Here is a 26,672-nt window from a genome sequence, read left to right on the forward strand (position 1 = left end):
TACGTCCAACAAACCGCCCTAGATTGCGAGTGCTTGATAAACGTAGAGAATCTATAGATTTACCAGTTAGTGTTGGTAGTCTTATACCATTTGATAATTTGTAGTTTAACCAATAACTTAAGTATTTAGAAGCAATTGATGTTCCTTTAGTTGCAGTACCAGGCTTTGCCCTTGTCTTTAAAATTGGTTGACCTGAGATAATTAGTGATGCATCTAGCAATGAAATACCTAAATGATCGCTGGTAACAACCAAAGTAATTGCCCCCAAAGTTGTTGCGGTGTCAAATTGGGAAGCCCCGCATAAAAAAGTGTTATTTATTGTTTCTGTAGTATCCATATGTATACCCTTACTATAATTTAAAAAAACGCCAAAACTTAACTCAACCACTAAATACAATCTATTGATTTACATTGCATTCATTCAATTTCAACCTGTTATTTTTATATGGATGTCACCAGGGGTGATGTGAAGCACATACCGCTACAGAATAATTCGGAATTAATAAAGGTGACACACCAAAAAGAAAATGCTCGCGCAAGGCAAGCATTTGGCAACGTCACGGTTGCATGAATGATTAGCTATTACGTCCCGCCATCACCCTACCATCCACATCCCAGATAGCACCAGTCACCCATTCGGTTTTATCCGACAGCAGGAAGGCCACGGTTTCAGGCACATCCCCCGGCGTGCCGACGCGGCCAATCGGATGAAAACTGTCAAAGCTGGACATCACACCATCCACCTCTTCTTTCGCAATAAACCCTTCATAAATCGGCGTATGGACTACAGCCGGAGAAATGGCATTCACGCGGATACCGTGACCACTCAACTCAATCGCCAGGTTTTTCGTCAGCGCATGCAGTCCTGCCTTCACCATCGAGTAAGCCGAAGACATCGTGGCTCCAATCGCTTGCTGTGCCCACATCGAACCAATATTGACGGTAGCGCCTTTGATACCCGCCGCGTTGACCAGCAGGCTGATGTCCTTATGTTCTGCGTTGATAGTGTCCATCACCTGCTTCATCCCCGTATCCGTCATCAGATTCGCGATGTTCAACGAAACCGGCCTCAGAGCTGAGAGCGCCTGACGCGCCTGCTCGGCTTTGTCCTGACGGTTTACCACGAGCACCACGCTGCTACCCTGTTGCAGAATTCGTTTTTCCGTTTCAAAGCCCATACCGCTGGTACCCCCGACCACTAACAGTTTTTTCCTGCAAAAGATGCGTTCATGATTTACCTCTGAGAAAGAATTTTTTCGGTGATGAGTTGATGTGTTCTCATCGAGTGAGGCCAGAATGCCACTCTATTAAGGGCGTAACTATTCAGAAGAAATTTCATTGCAAGAAAGAAAATCTTTCTCGTGATGTGTACTGAGTTGCAATATGGACTCAGGAGACGAGAATGCCCTCGCTCAATCGATTGAAATGACTGCACGCCTTTGAAGCCACCACGCGGCATGGCAGTTTCACCGGCGCGGCTCGCGAGCTGGGTGTCACTCCAGCCGCCGTCGGACAACTGTTCGTGCGCTTGAAGAGTGGGGCGGGCATCCCACTGCATCGCACGCGCACGGGTCAAGAACGACTGACGCTGGTTGATTAGGCCCGCGACGCACTGGCTGATATTACCCTTGGGTAAAAAAAACTGGAGTCGGGCCTCAGTAAACTTCTTGGCCGCCGCGCGCGTTCGGTTGTGGTGATCACCGCCTCGCAGGTGCTGGTGATGAACTGGCTTATGGAACGATTGAATCGTTTTTCAGAACTGCATAACACCATTGATCTGCGTCTTGACGTTACCGAGCGAGTTATGGATGTTGCACATGGCGAGGCGGATGTCGGCATTCGCTGCGGGCGGGGAGACTGGAAAGGTGTCCATAAAACCTGGCTGATGGATGAAGAAGCCTTGCTGGTGTGCAGCCCGCGGCTGGTACCACCGGGAAAGATCGCCTGTGAAAAGTGGCTCGCGTCACAAAGACTGATTCATGATGACACGCCGCATCCCGGTGCCAACTTTCCCTCCCGGGATGCAGTGCTTTCGGCTGTAGGTGCGCCAGATGCCGTCGAAAATGGGCTGCACATCAACTCCTCGTCGGCAGTCATACTTGCCGCACTGAGCGGGCGCGGCGTGGCCATTGTGCGCCACGCGCTGGTCGAGCAGTTAATTGCCGCAGGCCAGTTTGTTCAACTGCACCCACAACGCTGCTGGCCCCTGGCGTGGGCTTATTATATTGTCACGCCGGAAAATGCCGTGATGCGTGCTGGAGTGAAGCTGTTTCATGACAGGTTGGTACAGGATGTTAGCATGCAGTAATGCCCGGTGGCGCTTCGCTTACCGGGCCTACGCCTTTTAACTTCCGTTGCCAATCTGCCATAAAAATACTGGCGGCACGCCGTTTACCCGCCAGTTGCCAACGCTGCGGCTCTTGTAAATAACCGGGTTATGGGATGCCAGTGTCCGCGCATTGCGCCAGTGGCGATCCAGCGCTTTTGAGGTGCGCGTGTCCGATGCCCCCAGTGCGTTAAACAACTCGGTTGCCGCGCGCGGGATTAATTCACTGACCACCACCTGCGCCTGTGCGGATGCCACTTCCGCCTGTTCGTTGGCGCGCGTGACCACTGACGGATCAGCATCGGCGTGTACTTCATACGCCGCCTGCATCGCCTGTGCAGCGCGTTCGACCGTAGCCTCTACCGCATAGACCCAACTGCTGATTTGCCCGACCACCTGCAACACCTGCGCGTCATCGCGGGCGGCGGGCGCGTTGCCGTGGCTATAGACACGACGGCGATTTTTCACCCCCTCTGCGGCATCGCGTTCAATAGCCCGACCAACACCGGCTAGCGTGGCGAGCAGGACGTGTTGATAGAACGCCGTCTGATAGCGGAATCGCTCGGCAAAATCCGTCACGTGTTCCTGTTCAACAAACGCATCGCGAAAACGGGTGGTGCCGCTGCCCGTCAGGCGCTGGCCAAAACCATCCCAGTCATCGTCGCGCTCAACTTCCGGTTGATGCGTGCTGACCAGCGCGATGATGTCGCCACCGGTATCGCTGCGCCGCCCGAAGACGTCTATCCAGTCGGCAAATAGCGTGCCGGTGCTGTAGAACTTCTCCCCCGTCAGCCGCCAGCCGTTCTCTGTCGGCGTGACTTTGGTGATGACGTCACCCAGTTTAACTTCGCCAGTTTCCGTCCAGCCATTGCCGACAATGTCGCCATCCAGAAAACGGCGGAACCAGCGATCGCGCAGTTCGCTTTCGGGGCGGTTGAGCTGGTCTTCAACAAAAGCAAAGTGCCCGCGCAGCGCCTGCGGAAGATTTGAATCCGCCTGCGCCAGTTCGCTAAACAGCGCGAAAAGCTGCGGCAGCGATGCGCCAAAACCGCCCTTTCCCTGCGGGATGCGCACCGTGCCGAAACCGGCTTCCTTCAGCCAGCGAATCGGTTCGTACGGCAGCGTACGGTTAAGTTCCCGCGCGACCGTCTCGGTGGCAATGCGCTCAAATATCGGGCGGAAACGCGTCGCCAGCGCCTCATAATCGGTTCCGGTTGAGAGTAAGGTCATCATAGGCTCCTTATTGGTCGTCAATATCGTGGCGTGTAGGCTCATGGCGCACCGCCAGCAGGAAGAAAATGGGGATCAGGGCGGCAAGCGACACCACCCAGAACATGTTGGTTCCGAGTGAGGCCTGCAACAGCGGCAGAATAAACAGCGCCAGCGCGCTGCCTATGCCGGACAGTGCGCGGCTGAAACCGACGCCCGTCGCACGAATATGCGTCGGGTAAGAGAGCGCCGGGTAAATCATCAGTTGCGCACCGGGGCCAAAACCTTCGGCAAACAGCCACAGGCCGAGCATTCCTACCGCAATCGCTACGCCCAGCGCCGCGTGCGGTTGCCCCACCAGCGCCAACACAATCAGCGCGACAAATTGCAGGGCGAACCCGGCAATCGCCACGTGTCGGGAGGGATATTTCCACGCCAGATGCATCCCGAGCAGGCCGCCGGTAAACGCGAACAGTGCGTTCAGCCCAAGCGAGGCAGCAATGGTTTCAAACACGCCCGCGCCGAGGAACTGCGCCAGAATGGTTGGGAGGAAGAAGGCAATCGCGGTGTATTCAAACGCGATACAGATATTCATCACCCCGGACACAATCGTGCGCTCGCGATACGGTTTCTCAAACAGTACGCGGTAGCTCACTTTCGGCGGCGGCTCGACATTTACGTCCGGTGCTTCATGGGCGGCGATACCATAAGATTCGCGCAGAATACGCGCCGCGCCCTGCAAATCGCCCTGATTAGCCGCCCACAGGGGCGACTCGTTCATAAACTTGCTGCGCACGGCAATAATCAACAGGGCAGGCACCGCGCCGAACAACAGCGACGCTCGCCAGAGCCAGTCGAGATGCTGTGTGGGTAACAGGAAGTACAGCGCGAAGATAATTAAAAAACAGACAGTAGATGCCGCGTACCACATCGGGCACCAGGCAGCGAGGCGCGCGGCTTTGTTGCCCTTCCCGGCGAATTTCGAAAATTCAGCGAGATAGGACATTGCCACCGGAAGATCGATCCCAACGCCGATCCCCATCAGGAAACGCGCGCCGATCAACACCCACACATTCGGCGCCAGTCCGGCGGCAATCGCCGACACCACAAAGAACAGCATATCCGCCATAAAGACCGAATAGCGGCCATATTTGTCGGTCAGCCAGCCGCCAATAAGATTGCCGAAAATGGTGCCGACCATAATTGACGACGTCACCAGCCCGGTGAGCAGTGGCGTTAGCTGAAACGCCTTTACGACATCATCGATACCGTACGAGAGCGTAGTGAGATCGTAAGCATCCAGAAAGACGCCGCCAAGCGCTAAAAAGACAATCATGCGTGCATATTTTGCCTGTTCGCCATGGTTGTTAATCAGCTTCGCGACATCACTCACCGAACCGACGGGTACAGAAACCCCGCCCGCATTTTCTACCGGGATTGAACTCATAGTTTTACCTTGCCTTAAAGGCCGGTCGGCTGACCGGCTAAGAATGGTTATTCTGCGGAAACGGGCACCAGCACACCTTTGACTAACGGATCGTCCGTGGTCTTAAGCCAGGTTTGGATCCGGGGGTCAGCAAATGCCTGTTTCAGTTTTTGAATATTCTCCTGGTTGAGATACGGCGTACCTATCACCAGTTGCGATGCAAAGGTTCGTGGCGCGGGCGGGAAAAGGATGCCCTTCTCGCGTGGAATTTTCCCGGCATCAAACTGCGAGACATAGCCAATCGCTGCATCCACCGAGTTCAGCGCACGCGGCATGGTCAGCAAGTCCAGTTCTTTAAACTGATACTGATGTGGGTTTTCAACGATGTTTTTTAGTTTCGCAGTCCGTGGTTCAACCGCCGGGTCGAGTTTAATCAGCCCGATACGCGCCAATAGCCACAGGGCCTGCCCCTGATTTGCGCCGTCGTCCGGTACCACAATCGTTGCGCCTTTCGGCAGCTTATCGATAGACGGATAACGGTCGGAGTAAATCCCAAACGCCCACTGGAAAACCGGCACGGTGGTGCTCAGCGCAAAACCATTGGCATCGACAACCTGCTTGAGCCACCACTGATGTTGATAAATGGTGCCCGCATAGGTGCCCTCCGCTACTGCGCGATCCGCCTGCACCGGGTCCTGCACGCCTACGGCTTCCAGCGTCAATCCATAGTCTGGCGCGATATGCTCACCGATGTATTCAATGATGCGCTGTTCGCCCGCCATCGCCGGTTCATAATGAATTTTCAGCGTGGTGCCAAAGACCACCTGCGCGGGCCCTTGTGCGCGCCACCAGGCGAACGCGGCAATCGCAATGAGTAAAATTGCCAGCGCCGCCAGCCACGGCCAGCGCCGGGCTTTACGCAGTTCAAACTGTTCTGTCGTCATCAAATGCTCCCCTGTGTGTGTCGAAGCCGGGTAACCAGGCGGTCGCCCAAAAACTGGATAAGCTGAATAGCCACAATCAGCACCACAATGGTGGCAATCATGATGTGGTTGTCGAAACGCTGATAGCCGTACACCACCGCGAGATAACCGATTCCCCCTGCCCCGATGGTGCCCGCGATCGCTGAATACTCAATCATCGAGATGATGTTAAGTGTCACCGCCGCCACCAGCGCAGGCAGCGCTTCGCTCAGTTGCGCTTTGGTAATGATTTGCCAGGCGGAGCCGCCGCAAACCAGCCCGACCGCCGTCACATCTGCGGGCAGTTCGCGCAACGCGTTCTCCACCAGTCGCGCGAAGAACGGGATCCCGGCGACAATCATCGGCACCACCGCCGCGGGAATGCCGATAGTGGTTCCCGTCAGCCACCAGGTGAACGGAATGATGGCGGCCATCAGCACCAGAAACGGCAACGATCGCCCGACGTTGGCAATGCTGTTGAGTACACGATGCAGTGCCGGACGTGGAAACAACCCACGCGCAGAGGTATTGAACAGGACAACGCCCCCCACGCCTCCCAACGTCACAACAAACAGCATCACAATAGAGACCATCAGCGCCGTTTCACCCAGGGCGGGAAGTAGCAGCGTGTGAATCTCGCTCCACGGCGTATCCTGACTGACAGTGGTGGGTTTCATACCGCCTCCCTCAATACTCGCGGCGCGTCCAGAACCTGCGCGACTACGCCGAGATGCGCTAACTGCGCGACCAGGCGAGGAATCGACACCCTTTCATGGGTAAAGCTGATGCCTATCTGCATTCTTCCGCTGAGCAAGCCATTAATTTGCTCAACATGACCGCCCAGCACATCAACCCGCAGACCGTGCTGTTGGCTAAGCTGGCTGATCCAATCCGTGCGTACGCTACCGTCCGTGCGATAGCTGACGCGTAATAACACATCAGATGGCGTCGAGGCCGGCGCCAGCGGCATCAGTTGCTGACCGAGGTGGGAATCCGGCTGCGCCAGCAGCGTTTTCAGCGCCCCTGACTGCACAATCTCGCCCTCGCGAATCTCCGCGACCGCATCCGCCGTGGTTCGCACAACGTCCATTTCGTGGGTAATCAACACAATGGCCAGTCGATAGTCGTCGCGTAACTGACGCAGCAGTTTCAGCACCGAATCAGTCGCCTGCGGATCCAACCCGGAAGTGGCTTCGTCCGCCAGCAACACCGACGGGCGTAGCGCCAGCGCACGGGCAATGCCGATACGCTGACGCTGGCCGCCGGAAAGCTGCGCCGGATAAGCCTGCGCTTTGTGACTCAGCCCGACGCTTTCAAGCAGTTCACCCACACGGGCATGAATGTCCCTATCGACCACGCCAAGGTATTCCAGCGGCAGGGCAATGTTCTGCCACGCCGTTTTCCGCCCGAGCAACGCCGAGGACTGGAAAACAGTACCAATCGCGCGTCGTTCACGGCGCAGGGCAACACCTGAGAGCAGCGAGAGATCGTTACCGTTAACCCTGATGCTGCCGCTATCCGGGCGCTCCAGCAGGCTGATGCACTTCGCCAGCGTCGATTTCCCCGCCCCGCTCGGGCCGACCACTGCCGTGATCGAGCCCGCCTGAACCTGCAACGAAATCCCTTTCAAAACCGGCGTCACGTTGCCGCTTGCGCTACGGTAACTCTTTGAAAGATTTTCGATTTCAATCATGCGACTTTTTCTCCTGCCTCTACGGCCTGTCCCGCGTGAATGCGATAGCTCGCGCCAGGGTGTGGCGCCTGCAAACGGGCATCCCCGGCGAACAGTTTTTCGCGAAGAGTGCCGGGGCGATACTCTTTCTTGAAGACACCGCGCTTTTGCAGTTCCGGGATCAACAGTTCCACCACATCGGTAAAGGTTTCGTGAGTCACGGCATAGGCGAGGTTGAAGCCGTCCACGTCGGTCTCTTCCACCCACGATTGCAGTTCATCGGCGACGGTTTGCGCGCTACCGACGATTAACGGGCCGAAGCCGCCAATGCCAACCCACTCCGCCATCGCCTCCACCGTCCATTGACGGTTGGGGTCAGCAGTTGAGAACGCCTCAACCACTGACTGAATGGCGTTAGTCTGCGAGTAAGTGAAGATTTGGTCCGGTTTAAACTGGCCGAAGTCGATTCCTGTCCAGCCGGAGATCAGCGCCAGCGCGCCTTCATAACTGACGTAAGATTTGTACTCATTCCATTTCGCCTGCGCGGCTTTGTCCGTTTCGCCGACGATGACCGTTTGCATGTTGAAAATCAGGATGCTGTGCGGGTCGCGCCCGGCTTCAGCGGCGCGGCGACGAATATCAGCCACGGTTTTTTTGAGCAACGCTTTGGAGGGCGCGGCCACGAACACGCATTCCGCGTGGCTGGCGGCAAACTGTTTACCCCGGCTGGAGGCTCCCGCCTGATACAGCACCGGCGTGCGCTGTGGCGAAGGCTCGCAAAGGTGAAAACCCGGTACGTCAAAGAATTTGCCGTGGTGGTTAATATTGTGAATTTTGCTCGGATCGCTAAAGATGCGGCGCTCGCGGTCACGCAGGATCGCGCCCTCTTCCCAACTGCCCTCCAGCAGTTTGTACACCACGTCAAGATACTCATCGGCGTAGTCGTAGCGTGCGTCGTGATCCGTTTGCGCTTTATGTCCGATATTCCGCGCCCCGCTTTCCAGGTAAGAGGTGACGATATTCCAGCCCACGCGGCCTTTAGTCAGATGGTCAAGGGTCGAAAGACGGCGGGCGAATGGGTATGGATGCTCAAACGACAGCGACGCGGTCAGACCAAAACCAAGATGTTCGGTCACCAGCGCCATCGGGGTAATCAGCGCCAGCGGATCGTTCACCGGCACCTGTGCAGCCTGGCGAATCGCCGCCTCACCGTTACCGTTCAGGACGTCATAAACGCCCAGCACATCGGCGATAAACAGCCCGTCAAACTTACCGCGCTCCAGTAAACGCGCCAGATCGACCCAGTAATCCAGATCTTTATACTGCCAGGAACGATCGCGCGGATGCGCCCACAGCCCCGGCGACTGATGGCCGACACAGTTCATATCAAAAGCATTAAGACGAATTTCACGTTGCGATGGCATAGCACTCTCCTGTCGCGCCAGGGGAAACCTGGCGCTATCTCTTTTCATCGTTTTTTAAAGGGGGAATTTTTTAGATGATGGGACATCGTGCTGACAGCGTCAGCAGGACTTCGCGCGCGACGGCCTGAGCATGATCCGCCACCTGCGGCAGGCCCATCAGTTCACCAAAGCGGCCACGGGCGGCAGGCCCGGAAACCAGGAATATCGTTGAAGGTTTACCCTGCGCATCCAGCGTTTGCGAATGGATATCGACGTCGATCCCAAGCCCCAGCGCATCGGGGCGAATCACGCCAGCCCGGCGCAAATCACGTAAAAAGGGCTGGCTTTCAGTGAGCGAAGCGTGCGCGGGGCCGGTGGTTAAAATCAGATAATCGACGGAAAGATCCTGCTGCTCATCATTGCGGACAGCCAGTTGCACACGCAGATGATTCTCCTTCGCCGTCACCGTTTTCAGCCTGGCCGCCAGCACAGTGAGCAAGCCCGCCTGCTGTTTCGCGGTAATGGCATCGGCAACCTGTGGCGCAATGCGGTAACGATGCACATCCCAGAAGCGGCGCAGATGACGCAGGAACTGGCGCTGTTCGCGTTCGCTTAACTGTTGCCAGATTGACTGCCCCTGACTGCGGACTTCATCAAGCACCACCTGCCACGGCAGGCCGTTTTCAGCGGCACGAGCAATATCCTGGCGAATCTGCCGCAGGCGCTGGCGCAGAGAACCGTGCGCATACTCCGCCTGCCATTTTGGCAGCCCGGCCGCCGCGTTAGGCCGCGACAGCAAGCCGTGACGTGAGAACGCCAGCAGTTTGCCGCGATGACCTAAGCGGGTCAGCGATGCGACGACATCCGCCATGCTCAGTGCAGTACCGACAATCGCCACATTCGCTTCAGGCGGGATGTTTTCCAGCGCCCCGGTAACCCACGGGTTGGCGACCAGGCGCGGATGTTCGGCAATCGCCCGCACTTCTTTTGGCAAGTCCGGCGGTGGATGGCTGACCGCCAGCACTACGCGATCGGCAGTGATCTTACGGCCCTGTGCGGTGATCACCTGATTATCCTGCCAGGCCACGGCCGTATCACGCAGGTGCACCACGCGCCCGGGCTGCTTTTGCGCCTCCGTAACAAACGCCTGGGCGACATAGCGGCCAAACTCGCCGCGCTGCGGGTAGACGCTGCCATCGGGGCGACGGGCATCAGCATCGCGCAGAAAACTCGTCTGCTGGCGATACCAACGGTCAAACGCGCCCTCTTCTTCACCGGAAAGTTGCATCCTCGACGCCGGAACATTGATGCGATGCGCCGGGTCAGCGGCGGAGTATGCCACGCCCAGCCCCGGTTGCTCCCTGGGCTCAATGAGAGTGATACGCACAGGCGCTTGCGCTTCGCGCAGCAGGTGAATTGCCACCGCCGCCCCGCTGAAGCCTCCGCCAATAATCACAATATGAGGTTCACTCATCGCTCGTCTCCCCAAACCTTGTTTAACTGGCGCTGACCTGTTTAGTCGGACGCGCCGCACCGCCGATGGTTTCGCCAAATGGGCCGGTATTCACGTTGCCGGACTGGCTACGCGGACGCGTACTCAGCGGCAGCAGCGGCATGACCAACTCGGCGAAGCGATGTGCCTCTTCGAGATGCGGGTAGCCGGAGAAAATAAAGTTCGTTATCCCTAAAGCCTGGTACTCACGAATGCGTTCTGCCACCTGCTGCGGATTGCCTACCAGCGCAGTGCCAGCCCCGCCGCGTACCAGACCAACGCCGGCCCACAGATTGGGCGAGATAACCAGATTGTCGCGATTGCCTTTGTGTAACGCGCTCATCCGCGCCTGGCCGGTGGAATCCATGCGCGAGAAGATCTGCTGGGCCTGCGCGATGGTGTCATCATCCAGGTGCGCAATCAGTTTGTCGGCGGCAGCCCATGCCTCTTCTTCCGTTTCGCGCACGATCACGTGCAGACGGATGCCGTATTGCAGCTCGCGTCCTTTTGCTTTCGCCCGCGCTTTCACCACTTCCAGCTTCTCCGCCACCTGCGCAGGCGGTTCGCCCCAGGTGAGATAAGCGTCGATATGATCGCCCGCGACGTCAATCGCCGCATCGGATGAACCACCAAAGTACAGCGGCGGGCCATTTTCCTGTACCGGCGGGAACAGCACTTCCGCGCCTTCCACTTTAATGTGCTTGCCTTCGTAATCGACCTTTTCACCCGCCAACAGGCGGCGATAAACGTTGAGAAATTCATCTGTGACTTCATAACGTTCAGTATGATTCAGGAAAATCCCGTCGCCTTTGTTTTCTACCGGATCGCCGCCGGTGACCACGTTAATCAGCAAACGGCCTTCTGACAGGCGATCCAGCGTCGCCGCCATGCGTGCCGCAAGCGTAGGCGGCTGAAGCCCAGGACGCACCGCTACCAGATAACGCAGATTACGCGTCTGCGGGGCCAGCGCGGCAGCGACCAGCCAGGAGTCTTCGCAGCTTTTACCGGTTGGGATCAGCACACCGTAATAGCCCAGGCTATCGGCGGCCACTGCCACCTGTTGCAGATAAGGCAAATCAACCGGACGCCCGCCCTGGGTAGTGCCCAGATAGCGACCATCACCGTGGGTTGGCAGGAACCAGAAGACATTCAGGTTATTATCGGATTTCGCTGTCATTATCTCTTTCCTTTATAACTATATTCACTATTTATCGAAGCGTTTCTTCAAGATGGTTATAACGGTGTTAGCGAAATTCGTGCCAGAATTTAACAATAATTAAAACATTAAATATCATGAAGTTAACAGATATGGCGAGATCGGCATCTCGTTGCAAATGCAACACCGTCCGACCATTCCCTGCTGCAAATGCAACAAACCGGGCCTTCCCCCCTCTGGTGTATTGCCCCGGTAAAAGATAAGTTCGGCATATGAATCATGCGGAGCCAAAATTATGCTGAACGCCTCAACCCCTGTGCTGATTGACCCGGCTTCCAAAGCCTTTCAAAGCCTGCTTGACCGCTTTGCCCCAACCGATGCCACCGTGCTGATCATTGGTGAAACCGGAAGCGGCAAAGAGGTGGTCGCCCGATATCTCCATCACCATAGCCCACGTAGCCACGCGCCCTTTCTGGCGGTGAACTGCGGTGCATTAACCGAGTCGCTGGCAGAAGCGGAACTGTTCGGTCATGAGAAAGGGGCATTTACCGGTGCGATGCAGGCGCAGCCAGGCTGGTTTGAGGCCGCAGAAGGCGGCACGCTGCTGCTCGATGAAATTGGCGAGCTGAGCCTGGCGTTGCAGGTCAAACTGTTGCGCGTGTTACAGGAGCGCGAAATCACCCGCGTGGGCTCACGCAAGCCCATCAAGGTAAACGTGCGGGTCATTGCGGCCACCCATGTTGACCTTGAACAGGCCATTCGTGAGCGACGGTTCCGGGAAGACCTCTTTTACCGCCTCAACATTGCCGCGGTTAATCTTCCGGCACTGCGCCAGCGCCGCCAGGATATCCCGCTGCTGGCGGAGCATTTTTTACAGCTTTATGCAAAACGCTTAGGCAAACCCTCACGCCGTTTAGCCCCGGAAACCCTGAGCGCGATGATGGAGTATTCATGGCCTGGCAACGTTCGTGAGCTGGAGAATATGCTGCATACGGCCGTATTGCTTAGCCAGGAGGAAGTTATAACGCCTGCGCAACTGCGCTTTACTTCCGCGCCAGCCAGGATCGATGAGCAAGAAGAAGATGCATTGGCGGCGTTTATGCGCCAGCAATTAACCCTGCACGGCGGGCAGCTGTACGATCGGGTGATGAACGCGATGATTCATACGGCGATGACCCAAAGCGACAATAATCAGAGCCAGGCCGCCGCACTGCTGGGCATCAGCCGCCACTCGTTGCGCACTCAACTGGCGCATCTCGGGGTGATAAAAAGCCGCCGTAAACCGGAGGCGGTACTGATGAGCACCGCCTCACCTGCCCCTCGCGAGCGTGAGCTGCGTATTGGTTATCAACGTTTCGGGAACCTTGGCGTGCTGAAGGCGCGTCAGACGCTGGAGCGCGAATTTGCCGGGCGCGGCGTGAACGTGTTGTGGAGTGAATTCCCGGCAGGCCCGCAAATGTTGCAGGCGCTGAGTAACAACGATATCGATTTTGGCACCACGGGCGAAGCACCGCCGGTCTTTGCCCAATCACGTGAAAACACGCTGCTTTATGTCGCCTGGGAGCCCCCCGCCCCGCGCAGCGTCGCTATGGTGGTGCCGAATGACAGCGACATTCAGCACATTCATCAGCTACGGGGTAAGCGTATTGCATTGAATAAAGGTTCCAATGTGCACTGGCTGCTGGTGCAGATTCTGGAAGAAGCAGGTTTACGCCTTGAGGATGTAAAAGTGGTGTACGCGCCGCCCAAGTATCCGCTGACGCCCAGCGACTATCTGGCCGCCGATGCGTGGATGATGTGGGATCCGGTGCTCAGTGATGCGGAAAAAAGCGGTCAGCTACGGATTGTCGCCACCGGCGAGGGACGCGTAAACAACCATCAGTTTTACATCGCCGGCCGCCAGTACGCGCAGCACAACATTGACATCATTGCGCAGGTGGTGGATGCGCTCGGCAGAACCGGCAAGTTTATCGACAGGCAGCGTCATGACGCGGCACAACTGCTTTCCAGCGAGCTGGGGCTCGATATCGCCTCGCTGGAGTGTGCGCTGGCCCGTCGCAGTCATCAGACGCGGGAAATGGATCTGAAAGTGATTCGCGCACAACAAACCATCGCCGACCGCTTCTACGCGCTGGGCCTGCTGAGCAAGCCCGTGTCGGTACGTGATGCCATCTGGAATGCGAAAGTGGAACAGGCCGAACCGTGGATTGCGGCCTGATAACACTCAGTGCTGCTTAAAGGTGGCGATAGGCTTCGGTGAGATGCCGAAATCCTCTTTCAGCTGCTGCTTACTTTTCATCACCATCTGCCCGTTGGTGTCGATGGTCATATGCTGGGCGTCGCTGTTGTAGCGCGCCTGCCAGAGCATCACCAGTTGCAGACAGTTCTCTTTTTGTTCTGCGGTCAGGGCCACGCCATCCGGCCATTTCCCCAGTTCCACCGCCGTCATCAAACGCTGATAAACGTCCGGTGTCATATTGTCGATAATTTGCTCAATACTCATGTCCGACTCCGACTGTTAAGGAATAATTTGCTGAATCGTTTTTTCAACCTTTGGTTGACTCACCTTTCTCGCCATCCGTGAAGCTCAGGGAGGCCGAATTAACGCAAAAACGTTCACCCGTCGGCTGAGGCCCATCGGGGAAGACATGGCCGAGGTGGGCATCGCAATTTCCGCAACGGATTTCAGTACGTTGCATGCCGTGGGAGTAATCATTGAGATAGCGAATCGCCGTGTCGCTCACGGGCTCATAAAAACTTGGCCAGCCGCATCCGGAATCGTACTTACTTTCGGAGTGGAAAAGTGGCGCATCGCACACTAAACAGTGGTAGATCCCGTCACGCTTATTATGCAGCAAACGCCCGGTGAATGGCGGCTCAGTGCCGTGATTCTGCGTAACGTAGAACTGCATTTCGCTTAAATTTTTTTTGAGTTCTTCGGGGGTAGGTTTGTTCGCCATTTTGCTCACATCTCGCTATGAAAAGTACATCTCAACTTCGATTCTAACAAAACATTAACAATGACGTATCGACTTTTGTTCTAAACTTATTCGATACGATAAGAGTGCCGGATTATTGTGATTCATTTCACATTTTTATCTGCTGTAACCTTTAAAATTCGCCGCGCCGACCCCATGTGGTTACAAGCTCAAAGGGAGAGTGAGGCATTTCAATCGAGCAAAGGTTGTGCTGAGGATTGATTTGTCGCAATGATTGACACGATTCCGCTTGACGCTGCGTAAGGTTTTTGTAATTTTACAGGCAACCTTTTATTCACTAACAAATAGCTGGTGGAATATATGACTATCAAAGTAGGTATCAACGGTTTTGGCCGTATCGGTCGCATTGTTTTCCGTGCTGCTCAGAAACGTTCTGACATCGAGATCGTTGCAATCAACGACCTGTTAGACGCTGATTACATGGCATACATGCTGAAATATGACTCCACTCACGGCCGTTTCGACGGTACCGTTGAAGTGAAAGACGGTCATCTGATCGTTAACGGTAAAAAAATCCGTGTTACCGCTGAACGTGATCCGGCTAACCTGAAATGGGACGAAGTTGGTGTTGACGTAGTTGCTGAAGCTACCGGTATCTTCCTGACTGACGAAACCGCTCGTAAGCACATCACTGCTGGCGCGAAAAAAGTTGTTCTGACTGGCCCGTCCAAAGACAACACTCCGATGTTTGTTAAAGGCGCTAACTTTGACAAATACGAAGGTCAGGACATCGTTTCTAACGCATCCTGCACCACCAACTGCCTGGCACCGCTGGCAAAAGTTATCAACGACAACTTCGGCATCATCGAAGGTCTGATGACGACTGTTCACGCGACCACCGCAACTCAGAAAACCGTTGATGGCCCGTCTCACAAAGACTGGCGTGGCGGCCGCGGCGCAGCTCAGAACATCATCCCGTCCTCTACCGGTGCTGCTAAAGCAGTAGGTAAAGTACTGCCAGAACTGAATGGCAAACTGACTGGTATGGCGTTCCGCGTTCCTACTCCGAACGTATCCGTTGTTGACCTGACCGTTCGTCTGGAAAAAGCTGCTTCTTACGAAGAAATTAAGAAAGCAATCAAAGCTGCTTCCGAAGGCCCGATGAAAGGCGTTCTGGGTTACACCGAAGATGACGTGGTATCTACCGATTTCAACGGCGAAGTTTGCACTTCCGTGTTCGATGCTAAAGCAGGTATCGCACTGAACGACAACTTCGTGAAACTGGTATCCTGGTACGACAACGAAACCGGTTACTCCAACAAAGTTCTGGACCTGATTGCTCACATCTCCAAATAAGTTGAGATGAAACAGTAATCTGAAAGAGCGACTTCGGTCGCTCTTTTTTTTGTTTGAAAAGAAGGATTGCGTAATGATTAATAAAATTTTTGCACTTCCGGTAATCGAACAACTTACCCCTGTGCTCTCCCGTCGTCAGCTTGATGAGCTGGAAATTATCGTTGTTGATCACCCGGCGGTTAAGGCCTCCGTTGCGCTTCAGGGCGCTCATCTGCTGTCGTGGAAACCGGCGGGAGAAGCGGATGTGCTGTGGCTCAGCAACAATACCCCGTTTAAAACCGGCGTTGCGCTGCGCGGCGGCGTGCCGATTTGCTGGCCGTGGTTTGGCCCGGCAGCCCAAAAGGGTCTGCCTTCTCACGGTTTTGCCCGCAACCTGCCGTGGGCGCTGAAGGCGCACAACGAAGATGACAACGGCGTGGTGCTGACCTTTGAACTGCAGAGCAGCGAGGCTTCTCGCCAGTACTGGTCACACGACTTCACCCTGCTCGCTCGTTTCAAACTGGGTAAAACCTGCGAAATCGAACTGGAAGCACACGGTGATTTCGACACCACCAGCGCGCTGCACACCTATTTCAACGTGGGCGATATCCACGCGGTGAAAGTGAGTGGCCTTGGCGACCGCTTTATCGATAAAGTGAACGATGCTAAAGAAGGCGTGTTGAGCGACGGCGTACAAACCTTCCCGGATCGTACCGACCGCGTTTATCTGAATCCGGAATCATGCAGCGTGATCCACGATGCGGCGCTGAACCGCAGCATTAACGTGATTCACCACCATAACCCGGACGTGGTAGGCTGGAACCCTGGCCCGGCGCTGTCTGTCAGCATGGGCGATATGCCAGACGATGGCTATAAAACCTTCGTGTGTGTAGAAACCGCGTGCGCCAGCAAAACGCAAAAAGCGACGGCGGATAAACCGTCTCGTTTGAGCCAGACCATCCAGGTTGTGAAAGGCTAAGTGGTTAGCCCGCACTTTTGTGCGGGCTGTCTGCCGGATGCGCTACGCCTATCCGGCCTACAATGACCGCATTATTTTCAAACGACATCCAACGCCGTTTTATGCCCCGGGGCCGGAAACGCGCGGTTCAGCAATGCCTGTTCTTCCTCGCTTAACATCAGCGCCAGTGCCGCCGCATTCTCTTCCACATGTTTCACTGTTGCCGCTTTCGGAATGGCCATGATGCCCTGCTGACGAATTACCCATGCAAGCAGCACCTGCGCGACGGTAACCTGATGCGCATCCGCAATGGCTTTCACTGTCGGGTTGGCAAACAATCCACTGCGTAAACGCCCGGCCTGCGCCAGCGGACAGTATGCCATTACCGGCATTGATTGCTGCTGACACCAGGGAAGGAGATCGTATTCGATTCCCCGTGAGGCCAGATGATAGAGCACCTGATTCGCTGCGCAGGCCTTACCCCCTTTCACCTGCCACAATTCCTGCATATCGGCGTAATCGAGGTTCGACACGCCCCAGTGACGGATTTTTCCCTGCGCCACCAGCGTTTCCATTGCCGTTACAGTTTCCTGCAACGAATAGTTCCCCCGCCAGTGCAGGAGATAAAGATCAAGATAATCGGTACCTAATCGCCGCAGGCTGGCTTCGCAGGCGGCGGCCATATTGCTGCCCCCGGCATTCCACGGGTACACCTTCGACACCACAAATACGCGGTCGCGGATCCCGCGAATTGCGTCGCCCACCACCTCTTCCGCGCCGCCTTCCGCGTACATCTCTGCCGTATCAATTAATGTTAACCCGCAATCAACGCCCGCCCGCAGCGCCATGACTTCTTCACGCCGCGCGCTGGCATCCTCGCCCATATACCACGTCCCCTGACCAATCGCCGGTGACCGTTGCCCGGCGACTAAAACCGTTCTTTCTGCCATGACATCCTCCTTTTGTTATCTCTTACCCTAAAGGAAAAGCGCGTGCCATTATGTTGGTCAATTGCCTGAATTATGACGCCAGTTTCCGGGGAAAAGCCAAAAAAAAGCCCGCCAGTGGCGGGCTCGATACAGCGTTGCTGTCATCAGAAGGTGTAAGTGACACCGGTTGAGAGCAGGCCGGTCCAGCTTTTGTCTACCATCGGGCTGTCGGTAATTTCATCAGACAGGCGGGTGTAACGGGCAGTACCGTATACGCTCCAGTTGCCGAGGAAGCGATAGTTCGCGCTCAGCTCCAGATACGGGTTCCAGCCGCCATCAGCTTTGTAGTCACGCAGGCCGCTTTTACGCGATTCTTTGTGCGACACGCCGTAGTAGTAGTCGTTCATGTTGTCGCTGTTCCACTCGACACCGATACCTGGCGTCAGCGTCAGGTTGCCGTTGGTGTAGCGATAGATCCAGCCCAAATCCCAAATCAGACCGTTGCTTTTGTCCAGCGTATCGCCGGAAAGCGTGGTGCGCAGAGAACCGTACTGGGTGTGGTGGAACCAGGAGACCCCGGCCATCATCGTCGAGTGACGGCTGTCAAGGCGGCGCAGTTTATGGCTGTCGCTGTCGCTCGGTTTGAAATACATCGGCAGCCAGTACGCGGTCAGGGAAAGCTGATCGGTACCGTCGTTCCACAGGTAGTAACCACCGCCCAGGCCGCGGAACCAGAAGTTCTCACTTTCATAGGTCAGTACTGGCACCGGCACAACATCGTTGCCGTACTGTTTATAGGGATGTTGAATGACACCAACGCCTGCCCCCAGGGTCAGTTTGCTTTCAGCCTGCACGGCAGTTGCAGAAGTAGCCAGCAGCACGCCCAGCGTCAGAAGTTTGATTTTATTCACAATCCTTTATTCCTTTTTCAACTTATCAGCGGCGGAAGTTTACCCGTCAGGTCCGCTTATCACAAATTATTTACCTGAAATGGCACAATTTGACTCGATATTCTCTCGAAAATAGATGACAGCGTGTTTGCAAACACGTGACAGCAGAAAGAAATCCCTTATCTCCATAAAAAGAATAAATGACCGTATTTTTTGATGAGTTATTGATATGTCATTGAAATTCATTTTTGACAGCATGCAAGTTTTGCAAATGCCATCTACGCTTATTTTTAGAAGTCGTCATCGCAGGGCACGTTTTCGTTAAAGGTTCAACAGCCGGGGAGTTCGGGTGCTGAATTGACAGCGAGCGTCGTGCGGCAGACCGCTTCCGGGAGCCTCCACTATTCATACGAACGGCTCTTAACCACCTGTGCTAAAAAAGACGAAAGGACGGCATGCCATGAATATATTCGATCACTATCGCCAGCGTTATGAAGCTGCCAAGGACGAAGAGTTCACACTGCAGGAGTTTCTTACCATTTGTCGGCAAGACCGCAGTGCCTATGCTAATGCGGCAGAACGGCTGTTAATGGCTATTGGTGAGCCTGTAATGGTCGACACGGCCCAGGAGCCACGGCTTTCCCGTCTGTTTTCGAACCGCGTCATTGGACGCTATCCGGCGTTTGAAGAATTTTATGGCATGGAGGATGCGATTGAGCAAATCGTCTCCTACCTGAAACACGCCGCCCAGGGACTGGAAGAGAAGAAACAGATCCTTTATTTACTGGGCCCGGTTGGGGGCGGTAAATCGTCCCTGGCGGAACGACTGAAATCTTTGATGCAGCGGGTGCCGATTTACGTGCTGAGCGCCAACGGCGAACGCAGCCCGGTCAACGATCATCCGCTGTGTCTGTTTAACCCGCAGGAAGATGCGCAGATTCTTGAAAAAGAGTACGGCGTGCCTTCACGTTACCTCGGCACCATCATGTCGCCGTGGGCGGCTAAACGTCTGCATGAGTTTGGTGGCGATATCACCAAATTCCGCGTGGTCAAAGTGTGGCCATCCATTCTGGAGCAGGTGGCGATTGCCAAAACCGAACCAGGCGATGAAAACAACCAGGACATCTCGGCGCTGGTCGGGAAAGTGGATATCCGTAAGCTGGAACACTTCGCGCAGAACGATCCGGATGCCTATGGCTATTCCGGCGCGCTGTGCCGCGCTAACCAGGGGATCATGGAATTCGTCGAGATGTTCAAGGCACCCATTAAGGTGTTGCACCCCCTGCTGACCGCAACCCAGGAAGGCAACTACAACGGTACCGAGGGTCTCTCTGCCCTGCCGTTCAACGGCATTATCCTCGCCCACTCCAACGAATCGGAGTGGGTCACCTTCCGCAATAACAAAAACAACGAGGCGTTCCTTGACCGTGTTTACATCGTCAAAGTGCCTTATTGCCTGCGCATTTCGGAAGAGATCAAGATTTACGAAAAACTGCTTAATCACAGTGAGCTGGTGCATGCGCCTTGCGCCCCTGGCACGCTGGAAACCTTGTCGCGCTTCTCGATTCTGTCGCGTCTGAAAGAGCCGGAAAACTCGAGCATTTACTCCAAAATGCGCGTCTATGATGGCGAAAGTCTGAAAGACACCGATCCGAAAGCGAAGTCGTATCAGGAGTATCGCGACTATGCTGGCGTGGACGAAGGGATGAACGGCCTCTCAACCCGCTTCGCCTTTAAAATTCTTTCTCGCGTGTTCAACTTCGACCATGCGGAAGTGGCGGCGAACCCGGTTCATCTCTTCTATGTGCTGGAACAGCAGATTGAGCGCGAGCAGTTCCCGCAGGAAATGGCGGAACGCTATCTTGAGTTCCTGAAAGGGTATCTGATCCCGAAATACGCCGAGTTTATCGGCAAAGAGATTCAGACTGCCTATCTGGAGTCCTACTCTGAATACGGTCAGAACATTTTTGACCGTTATGTCACTTATGCGGATTTCTGGATTCAGGATCAGGAGTATCGCGACCCGGATACCGGCCAGCTGTTTGACCGCGAATCGCTCAACGCAGAACTTGAAAAAATTGAGAAGCCGGCCGGGATCAGTAACCCGAAAGACTTCCGTAATGAAATCGTCAACTTCGTGCTGCGCGCCAGAGCACACAACAACGGGCGCAATCCGAACTGGACCAGCTATGAAAAACTGCGCACGGTTATTGAGAAGAAAATGTTCTCCAATACCGAAGAGCTGCTGCCGGTTATCTCCTTCAACGCCAAAACGTCAACGGATGAGCAGAAAAAACACGACGACTTTGTCGATCGCATGATGGAAAAAGGTTATACCCGTAAACAGGTACGACTGTTGTGTGAATGGTATCTGCGCGTGCGTAAATCGTCATGATGTGATGCCCGGCGGCTTTTGCCCGCCGGGCATATAACAGCGTTCCGTAGGCCGGATAAGCGCAGCGCCATTCGGCATCTACCTACGGCGAAAAGTTGGCAGTACGGGAGGGGAAATATGACCTGGTTTATAGACCGGCGTCTTAACGGCAAAAACAAGAGCGCGGTGAATCGCCAGCGCTTTTTACGCCGTTATAAAGCGCAGATTAAACAGTCGATTTCCGAGGCCATCAATAAGCGTTCGGTTACCGACATAGACAGCGGTGAGTCTGTCTCCATTCCTACGGATGATATTAACGAGCCGATGTTCCATCAGGGGCGCGGCGGGCTTCGCCATCGGGTGCATCCCGGTAACGATCATTTTGTGCAAAACGACCGCATTGAGCGCCCTCAAGGAGGCGGTGGTGGCGGCGGAAGCGGTCAGGGCCAGGCCAGCCCTGACGGCGAAGGCCAGGATGAATTTGTTTTTCAGATTTCGAAAGACGAATATCTGGATCTGCTTTTCGAAGATTTGGCCCTGCCGAACCTGCGAAAAAACCAGCAGCGCCAGTTGACCGAGTATAAAACGCACCGTGCGGGTTTTACCTCAAACGGTGTACCGGCCAACATCAGCGTCGTTCGCTCGCTACAAAACTCGCTGGCCCGACGCACCGCCATGACGGCGGGAAAACGGCGCGAATTGCATGAACTGGAAACCAGTCTGGAAATCGTCGCCAAAAGTGAGCCTGCCCAGTTGCTTGAGGAGGAGCGGCTGCGTAAAGAGATTGCTGAGCTGCGGGCAAAAATCGATCGCGTGCCGTTTATCGACACTTTTGACCTGCGTTATAAAAACTATGAGAAACGCCCTGAGCCTACCAGCCAGGCGGTAATGTTCTGCCTGATGGACGTTTCAGGATCAATGGATCAGGCTACCAAAGATATGGCCAAACGTTTTTACATTCTGCTCTATCTGTTCCTGAGTCGAACCTATAAAAACGTTGAGGTGGTCTATATTCGCCACCATACGCAGGCGAAAGAAGTGGATGAACATGAGTTCTTCTACTCTCAGGAAACGGGCGGCACAATTGTCTCCAGTGCACTGAAACTGATGGATGAAGTGGTGACGGAACGTTATAACCCGGCACAGTGGAATATCTATGCCGCCCAGGCGTCAGATGGTGACAACTGGGCGGATGATTCCCCGCTGTGTCATGAACTGCTGGCGAAGAAGATCCTGCCAATGGTGCGGTATTACAGCTATATCGAAATTACCCGTCGGGCGCATCAAACCCTGTGGCGGGAATATGAGCATCTACAGGCGACATTTGATAACTTCGCGATGCAGCATATTCGCGATCAGGAAGATATCTACCCGGTATTCCGCGAACTTTTTCATAAGCAGGATGCCTGACATCCGTCAGCCAGCAACACCGTTTGCTGGCTGATTTCCTCATTTTCTTATCAGCTGAATCTCAACACGTCTTTCATCGGGGTAATTATCATTAAAAAATGGTATAGCTCACGAAACGTACACTTTTTAATATACCCCCACACCATAAACGGTTACTTTTAAATTGGTGATGACAAAAGGAGGTATTATGACCACGAAGATTCTTGTACCGATTGATATTTCAGAAACTGAACTCACTCAGCGCGTGATTGCGCAGGTAGAAGCGCAAGCTCGGCTGGATGATGCGGAAGTCCATTTCCTGACCGTACTCCCTTTGTATCCATACTATGCCACCCTTGGTGCACGCTATGTTGCCGATCTGCCGGTGATGGACGATCTCGAAACCGATGCCATGAAAAAGCTCGACGAGATTGTTAAGCAGTTTTCTTTACCGGAAGATCGGGTTTACAAACACTTCGCGGAAGGTGCGCCAAAGGATAAAATCCTCGAGCTGGCAAAAACCATTCCTGCGGATTTGGTTATTATTAGCTCGCATCGTCCTGATTTTACCACTTATTTACTGGGCTCTACCGCTGCGGCAGTGGTCAGACACGCAGAGTGTTCTGTATTGGTTATTCGCTAATTATCTTTACACTAAGCGGAAAAGGGTATTTCCGCTTAGTGCCCTATCCTGAAAAAATGCATGCTATAATTCAGCGTCGCCCGCGAAGTTCAGGATATAAATGTGTCACATTTCAGCAGCAAAAAAACAACGTTTGTGATAATCATCTTATCGACCTGTGTATTCCTTGGGCTGCTGTATAAAGAGTACAGCAATCTTAATAACTATATGAATTATATCTCTGAAAATGGGCGTTCCGCGCTTTTTCACGAAGAGTATATCAATCAGAATCTGGCCTTTCGGCTATCGCGCGCTTTTTCAGCAGATGCCAATATAAAGAAGCATGATACCCGCGCCTGTCACAAACTCGAGCACCTTAACGGTGTGAATGGCTTTAACCTTGCCAGCCATGATTTTCAGGCGCTACCGGGCACGCTGCAGACCACCAATGCCTCATGTGAACAGTGGGTCAAGGATATCGCTTATCTTCCGCTCATCAATTCACTGCCAGCCAGAAAAACGTCAAAGTATACCTTTTCCAACTATTCCGGCTACGCATTTGATAACATTCGCTATTACATCGACGTGGCGAATTCCTATATCTATATCAATAAACTGGTTGATAGCTCTCAGTACACCTTTAATAACTGGCTGGTTATCCACCATAATTCAATCGATATTAAAAAGAGCGCGCAAACAATCAGCATTGATGACAGCAGCTTGAAAGATCTGGCGATGGGTGAAAACATCATTTCGCATGTTTATCGGGATGGCTATACTCACCATAATATTATTAGCATGCTAACGCCGGTGTTTAAAGACAGTACGTTTAAAGGCATTATAATCACGGATATAAATATCAGTGATCTGGCGACTTCGTTCTATACTGCCGACAGACCGGTTATCTGGAAATTCCTGTCGATGCATATCGAAGACAACGCCACCGGAAAAAAAATCAATTTCCACAACCCTACCTGGCGAGTGCGTACGCTTATTCATCATAAAGAAGCGATCACGCAATATTACTCGCTGCATATCAGCCTGGACATCGTCTACTTTATCATCTCGAATGCCTGGCTTATCTTCAGTTATCTCTTAACCACCTATTTGCTTTGTGCGTATGCCAATTATCATCTGACACGTAATGCGCGACTCTCACGAGAGAACATCACGGATGTGATGACCGGCCTGTATAACCGAAAACTTCTCTCGCCTTCCCTGCAGGCCAAAATCGACGAGCTACTCGAAAAAGGGATTGCCGTAAGCGTCATCGCACTGGACTGCGACGGCCTGAAGCGCATCAACGACACGCTGGGCCATCCGGCGGGAGATCGCATGATTCAGGCGTTGGGAAAAGCCATCGATCAGTCGATTCGTAAGAGTGATTACGGCATTCGCCTTGGCGGTGACGAGTTTAATATCATCCTCATCGATAATACCCTGGATGCGGCACAGCAGGTGGTGAAACGTATCGAAAACAATCTGGCAGCCATGGATACCGATTTCCCGGTGAACTTTTCCTGGGGCGGTTATCAAATGCAGCCGGGTGAATCACTGGACAGCGCGTTTGCGAAAGCCGACGGCGCGCTGTATCTGCACAAAAAAGGGAAGCGTTCCCGATAAGCGTTCACCACTTGAGTTAGCCGTGAAAAGGTCTACCCTGAAGGCTGTTTTTCGTCGCAAGGAGAAGGTATGTCTGAAATCAACGCGCCCCAGGATGTTCACCAGCATCTGCTAGCCCTGTTAGCGGAAAACCGCGCCCGCTACCGTGTCATGACCCACGAAGCGGTGGGTAAATGCGAAGCCGTTTCTGAGATGCGTGGCACCGCGCTGGGCCAGGGCGCCAAAGCGCTGGTGTGTAAAGTCAAGGGCAACGGCGTTAAGCAACATATTCTGGCGGTGCTCGCCGCCGACCAACAAGCTGACTTATCGCGTATTGCTGAGCACGTGGGCGGTCTAAAAGCCTCACTCGCCAGCCCAGCCGAGGTTGAGCAACTCACTGCCTGCGTTTTTGGTGCTATCCCGCCTTTCTCATTTCATCCCTCACTGCGTCTGATTGCAGACCCGTTATTGTTTACACGATTTGATGAAATTGCGTTTAACGCCGGCCGTCTGGAAAAGTCCGTTATTTTGAATACCGAAGACTATTTACGTATTGCGCAGCCAGAACTGGTGACGTTTCGGCGCGAATTATAAGAATTAATAATATACCTGGTGCAAGTGCCACAAATATCAATCCGAAGAACAAAAAGCCTGCTTATTCACGCAGTTGCGCGTAAAGTAAGCAGGCTTACTTTTTCTGGCAAGGATTTCCTTTCATGTTCGATACCACTCTGCTGATCCTCCTGGGTCTGGCGGCGCTCAGCTTCGTCAGTCATAACACCACCGTAGCCGTCTCCATCCTGGTACTGATTATTGTTCGTGTCACTCCGCTTAATACCTTTTTCCCGTGGATTGAAAAACAGGGGCTGACCATCGGGATTATTATCCTGACCATCGGCGTCATGGCGCCCATTGCCAGCGGTACCCTGCCCCCTTCTACGCTTCTGCATTCCTTCGTTAACTGGAAATCGCTGGTGGCGATAGCGGTTGGCGTCTTCGTCTCGTGGCTGGGGGGACGCGGCGTCGTGCTGATGGGTAGCCAGCCGCAGCTGGTGGCCGGGCTACTGATTGGCACCGTACTGGGCGTAGCGCTGTTTCGCGGCGTTCCGGTGGGCCCGTTGATTGCCGCCGGGCTGGTCTCCATTCTTATTGGGAAGTCGTAAGGCTCGCCAGATAGCGCCCCGGCGTCTGGCCGAGTCCTTTACGAAACATAGTGATAAATGCAGTGGTGGAGTCATAGCCGAGCGCCAGCGCCACCTGCTGCACCGCCATTCCACGCACCAGCAACTGCAACGCCAGAATCAACTGCAACTGATGCCGCCAGCGGCGAAAATTGAGCCCGGTTTCTTTGACCACCAGCCGCGCCAGATTGCGCTCACTCATGGCAAAACGGCTGGCCCACTGGCTGAGCGTCTGCCACTGCGCGGGCTCCGCCTCCATGGTCTCGACCATCAGGCGGATCTTCGGATGCCCCGATACCGGTAGCTGTAGCTGCTGCTCAGCCTGTTGCGGGAGCTCATCGAACAGTACCTGCGTCAGACGCTGATTTTGCGGCGTCTGTCGCGCATTACCAGGCCGTTGCGCGAGCGCCAGAATCAACTCGCGCACCAGCGGTGAAATTTTCAGGGAACAGCAGTGATCAGGCATCTGCGCCGCGCCGGGTTCGATAAACAGAAAACAGAGCTGCGCCTGCGGCGTCGCCCGATTGCTGTGCGGCATACCGCCGGGGATCCATACCGCAAACTGTGGCGGCACCATCCAGCGCGCGTTTTCCACCTCACAGGTGATCGCGCCGTGCAACGCCAGAATCAGTTGCCCTTTACGATGCTGATGCTGTGGGATGTACTGCTCATCGGGTGCAACCTGAACGCTGAATGCCACTGCCGCATCATGATGACCGTCGGGGTGATAACCATCGAGACCAAGGCCCAACATAATTTTGTCCGAATTTAGCGATAATTTGTCATTTTAGCTTGATTTCATCCTGT

The 26,672-nt window shown here is 54.3% G+C and carries 23 protein-coding genes and 2 pseudogenes; 10 read left to right on the top strand and 15 right to left on the bottom strand.

What is annotated here, in order from left to right; translation table 11 throughout:
- Positions 1–337, bottom strand: a pseudogene (locus DBY68_RS13790) (STM2901 family protein); the annotation flags it as partial.
- 238 nt (positions 338–575) lie between these two features.
- Complete coding sequence (locus tag DBY68_RS13795) at positions 576–1,178, bottom strand: SDR family oxidoreductase (RefSeq protein WP_108475779.1); 603 nt, start codon at positions 1,176–1,178, stop codon at positions 576–578.
- Positions 1,179–1,429: 251 nt separating this feature from the next.
- Between DBY68_RS13795 and DBY68_RS13800 the strand changes: the two are divergent.
- Positions 1,430–2,308: pseudogene (locus tag DBY68_RS13800) on the top strand (LysR substrate-binding domain-containing protein).
- 36 nt (positions 2,309–2,344) lie between these two features.
- Here the strand turns inward: DBY68_RS13800 and DBY68_RS13805 are convergent.
- The 8 genes from DBY68_RS13805 to ssuD all read right to left on the bottom strand — a co-directional run bounded on the left by DBY68_RS13805 (position 2,345) and on the right by ssuD (position 11,667).
- A complete protein-coding gene (locus tag DBY68_RS13805; protein WP_108475672.1) occupies positions 2,345–3,556 on the bottom strand; it encodes an acyl-CoA dehydrogenase family protein in 1,212 nt (403 codons plus the stop codon).
- Positions 3,557–3,566: 10 nt separating this feature from the next.
- On the bottom strand, positions 3,567–4,982 hold the full coding sequence (locus DBY68_RS13810) for an MFS transporter (protein WP_108475673.1): 1,416 nt from the start codon (positions 4,980–4,982) through the stop codon (positions 3,567–3,569).
- A 47-nt stretch (positions 4,983–5,029) separates the two neighbouring features.
- Positions 5,030–5,905 (bottom strand): MetQ/NlpA family ABC transporter substrate-binding protein, encoded by an 876-nt coding sequence (locus tag DBY68_RS13815; RefSeq protein WP_108475674.1) that lies wholly within the window; start codon positions 5,903–5,905, stop codon positions 5,030–5,032.
- Positions 5,905–6,600 carry a methionine ABC transporter permease gene (locus DBY68_RS13820; protein ID WP_108475675.1) on the bottom strand — a complete coding sequence of 232 codons (696 nt, stop codon included), beginning with the start codon at positions 6,598–6,600 and terminating at the stop codon, positions 5,905–5,907. Before DBY68_RS13820 ends, DBY68_RS13815 begins: the two co-directional genes overlap by 1 nt.
- A complete protein-coding gene (locus DBY68_RS13825) occupies positions 6,597–7,616 on the bottom strand; it encodes a methionine ABC transporter ATP-binding protein (RefSeq protein ID WP_108475676.1) in 1,020 nt (339 codons plus the stop codon). Before DBY68_RS13825 ends, DBY68_RS13820 begins: the two co-directional genes overlap by 4 nt.
- The gene (locus DBY68_RS13830; protein ID WP_108475677.1) at positions 7,613–9,019 is read right to left on the bottom strand and encodes an LLM class flavin-dependent oxidoreductase; all 1,407 of its coding nucleotides are present in this window, start codon (positions 9,017–9,019) and stop codon (positions 7,613–7,615) included. Before DBY68_RS13830 ends, DBY68_RS13825 begins: the two co-directional genes overlap by 4 nt.
- Positions 9,020–9,089: 70 nt before the next feature.
- The gene (locus DBY68_RS13835) at positions 9,090–10,472 is read right to left on the bottom strand and encodes an FAD-dependent oxidoreductase (RefSeq protein WP_108475678.1); all 1,383 of its coding nucleotides are present in this window, start codon (positions 10,470–10,472) and stop codon (positions 9,090–9,092) included.
- Between the two features lie 22 nt (positions 10,473–10,494).
- Positions 10,495–11,667, bottom strand: coding sequence for an FMNH2-dependent alkanesulfonate monooxygenase (ssuD, locus tag DBY68_RS13840; RefSeq protein ID WP_108475679.1), 1,173 nt, complete (start codon positions 11,665–11,667; stop codon positions 10,495–10,497).
- Positions 11,668–11,941: 274 nt separating this feature from the next.
- Here ssuD and DBY68_RS13845 point away from each other — a divergent pair, with 274 nt between their 5' ends.
- On the top strand, positions 11,942–13,864 hold the full coding sequence (locus DBY68_RS13845) for a sigma-54-dependent Fis family transcriptional regulator (protein WP_108475680.1): 1,923 nt from the start codon (positions 11,942–11,944) through the stop codon (positions 13,862–13,864).
- A 6-nt stretch (positions 13,865–13,870) separates the two neighbouring features.
- Here DBY68_RS13845 and DBY68_RS13850 read toward each other — a convergent pair whose 3' ends face one another.
- Positions 13,871–14,149 (bottom strand): YeaC family protein, encoded by a 279-nt coding sequence (locus tag DBY68_RS13850; protein ID WP_015964794.1) that lies wholly within the window; start codon positions 14,147–14,149, stop codon positions 13,871–13,873.
- A gap of 43 nt (positions 14,150–14,192) precedes the next feature.
- Positions 14,193–14,606 carry a peptide-methionine (R)-S-oxide reductase MsrB gene (gene msrB, locus DBY68_RS13855; RefSeq protein WP_015964795.1) on the bottom strand — a complete coding sequence of 138 codons (414 nt, stop codon included), beginning with the start codon at positions 14,604–14,606 and terminating at the stop codon, positions 14,193–14,195.
- Positions 14,607–14,945: 339 nt separating this feature from the next.
- On the opposite strand from msrB, the gene gapA reads away from it, so the two are divergent.
- Both gapA and DBY68_RS13865 read left to right on the top strand, forming a co-directional pair.
- A complete protein-coding gene (gene gapA, locus DBY68_RS13860; protein WP_015964796.1) occupies positions 14,946–15,941 on the top strand; it encodes a glyceraldehyde-3-phosphate dehydrogenase in 996 nt (331 codons plus the stop codon).
- A 73-nt stretch (positions 15,942–16,014) separates the two neighbouring features.
- Positions 16,015–16,899 (top strand): D-hexose-6-phosphate mutarotase, encoded by an 885-nt coding sequence (locus DBY68_RS13865; RefSeq protein WP_108475681.1) that lies wholly within the window; start codon positions 16,015–16,017, stop codon positions 16,897–16,899.
- A 77-nt stretch (positions 16,900–16,976) separates the two neighbouring features.
- On the opposite strand, the gene DBY68_RS13870 is transcribed toward DBY68_RS13865, so the two are convergent.
- Together DBY68_RS13870 and DBY68_RS13875 are read right to left on the bottom strand one after the other, a co-directional pair.
- Entirely contained in the window at positions 16,977–17,828 is an 852-nt protein-coding gene (locus tag DBY68_RS13870; protein ID WP_108475682.1) for an aldo/keto reductase, read from the bottom strand.
- A 143-nt stretch (positions 17,829–17,971) separates the two neighbouring features.
- Positions 17,972–18,718: a MipA/OmpV family protein gene (locus tag DBY68_RS13875; protein WP_108475683.1), complete on the bottom strand. Its 747-nt coding sequence runs from the start codon at positions 18,716–18,718 to the stop codon at positions 17,972–17,974.
- A 439-nt stretch (positions 18,719–19,157) separates the two neighbouring features.
- On the opposite strand from DBY68_RS13875, the gene yeaG reads away from it, so the two are divergent.
- The 6 genes from yeaG (at position 19,158) to DBY68_RS13905 (ending at position 25,847) form a co-directional block, all read left to right on the top strand.
- The gene (yeaG, locus tag DBY68_RS13880; protein ID WP_015964800.1) at positions 19,158–21,092 is read left to right on the top strand and encodes a protein kinase YeaG; all 1,935 of its coding nucleotides are present in this window, start codon (positions 19,158–19,160) and stop codon (positions 21,090–21,092) included.
- A gap of 117 nt (positions 21,093–21,209) precedes the next feature.
- A complete protein-coding gene (locus DBY68_RS13885; protein ID WP_108475684.1) occupies positions 21,210–22,481 on the top strand; it encodes a YeaH/YhbH family protein in 1,272 nt (423 codons plus the stop codon).
- A 187-nt stretch (positions 22,482–22,668) separates the two neighbouring features.
- Positions 22,669–23,103, top strand: coding sequence for a universal stress protein UspF (gene uspF, locus DBY68_RS13890; RefSeq protein ID WP_108475685.1), 435 nt, complete (start codon positions 22,669–22,671; stop codon positions 23,101–23,103).
- 102 nt (positions 23,104–23,205) lie between these two features.
- Positions 23,206–24,705 carry a diguanylate cyclase DgcJ gene (gene dgcJ, locus DBY68_RS13895; protein ID WP_108475686.1) on the top strand — a complete coding sequence of 500 codons (1,500 nt, stop codon included), beginning with the start codon at positions 23,206–23,208 and terminating at the stop codon, positions 24,703–24,705.
- A 69-nt stretch (positions 24,706–24,774) separates the two neighbouring features.
- Positions 24,775–25,278, top strand: a complete 504-nt coding sequence (locus DBY68_RS13900) for a YbaK/prolyl-tRNA synthetase associated domain-containing protein (protein WP_108475687.1) — start codon at positions 24,775–24,777, stop codon at positions 25,276–25,278.
- A 122-nt stretch (positions 25,279–25,400) separates the two neighbouring features.
- Complete coding sequence (locus DBY68_RS13905; RefSeq protein ID WP_015964805.1) at positions 25,401–25,847, top strand: DUF441 domain-containing protein; 447 nt, start codon at positions 25,401–25,403, stop codon at positions 25,845–25,847.
- Here DBY68_RS13905 and DBY68_RS13910 read toward each other — a convergent pair.
- Positions 25,831–26,622, bottom strand: a complete 792-nt coding sequence (locus DBY68_RS13910; protein ID WP_167405918.1) for a helix-turn-helix transcriptional regulator — start codon at positions 26,620–26,622, stop codon at positions 25,831–25,833. The two genes, DBY68_RS13905 and DBY68_RS13910, sit on opposite strands and share 17 nt — an antisense overlap.
- Positions 26,623–26,672 lie beyond the last annotated feature (50 nt).

Origin of the sequence: Pseudocitrobacter sp. RIT415, assembly GCF_003057695.2 — a bacterium.
GTDB classification, from domain to species: domain Bacteria; phylum Pseudomonadota; class Gammaproteobacteria; order Enterobacterales; family Enterobacteriaceae; genus Pseudocitrobacter; species Pseudocitrobacter faecalis.